3 protein-coding genes are annotated in these 957 nt (G+C 60.3%); all 3 read right to left on the bottom strand.

Features of this window, described 5'->3' with window-relative positions:
- On the bottom strand, nt 1-182 hold a 182-nt coding region (locus AC1DK4_RS40715), incomplete at its 3' end, for a hypothetical protein (protein WP_477132271.1).
- 97 nt (nt 183-279) lie between these two features.
- A complete protein-coding gene (locus AC1DK4_RS40710) occupies nt 280-537 on the bottom strand; it encodes a hypothetical protein (RefSeq protein ID WP_441643672.1) in 258 nt (85 codons plus the stop codon).
- A gap of 62 nt (nt 538-599) precedes the next feature.
- Nucleotides 600-860: a hypothetical protein gene (locus tag AC1DK4_RS40705; protein ID WP_441643671.1), complete on the bottom strand. Its 261-nt coding sequence runs from the start codon at nt 858-860 to the stop codon at nt 600-602.
- Nucleotides 861-957: the final 97 nt, after the last annotated feature.

Here is a 957-nt window from a genome sequence, read left to right as displayed (position 1 = left end):
TTGTTGAGCGTGTTGACGTTGATGCTCTGCAGCTGGGCGATGTTCTGGTTGACGTTGACATTGACGTTGGCCACCGGGCCCAGTCCCTGCATCCAGGTGTTGGCGCCGCCGCGCACCGCGGCCAGGGACTTGCTGTCGAGTTCTTGGTTCAGGGGGAGGTCGCGCACGATGAGGGATGACATGTCGGTTCTCTTTGGCTTCACTGGATAACTTGAAATGCTCTTGATTGACTGGTTGCCAGCGGAGGTGGCAGGGCCGCCTCCGCGCAAGCCGGGCCGTTCAACGATAGATGTTGTTCTGGGCGTTCTGCGTCGAGTTGACATGCGACTTGATGTCGTCCACGAAGGCAGCGTTGTTGCCGTTCATGTTGACCACGCTCTGGGTCTGGCCGATCAGTTGCGAGGCGTTGAAGGTCGAGTCGACCTTGACCGCGCTGAACACGGGCAGGAAGGGCACGAAGCCGCCGCGTACGGCGCGCATGGCGCCGGCGTCGAGTTCTTCGGTGACGGACAGGTCTTTGATGGCGATGGTAGTCATGACAGTTCTCCGGTACTCAGTGATGTGCGAATTCGGTTGGCGTGCTCGGCGGGGCCGGCGGCTTAGCGGTAGATGTTGTTCTGGGCGTTCTGGGTCGAGTTGACATGCGACTTGATGTCGTCGACGAAGGCTGCGTTGTTGCCATTCATGTTGACGACGTTCTGCGTCTGGCCGATCAGCTGCGAGGCGTTGAAGGTCGAGTCGACCTTGACCGCGCTGAAGACAGGCAGGAAGGGCACGAAGCCGCCGCGCACGGCGCGCATGGCGCGGGCGTCGAGTTCTTCGGTGACGGACAGGTCCTTGATGGCGAGGGTGGTAGTCATGGCAGTTCTCCTTGGGAGCGATTGAACTTTGGGTTCGGTTGGTTTGAGCAGTGTTTCTGCGCTCGGGAGGTACAAACGCATGGAGTGTGCCAAGGGG

Source organism: Cupriavidus sp. 05N38, assembly GCF_056397345.1.
Note: the sequence above shows the minus strand (reverse complement) of the source record. Positions and strands in the feature narration are given on the sequence as shown.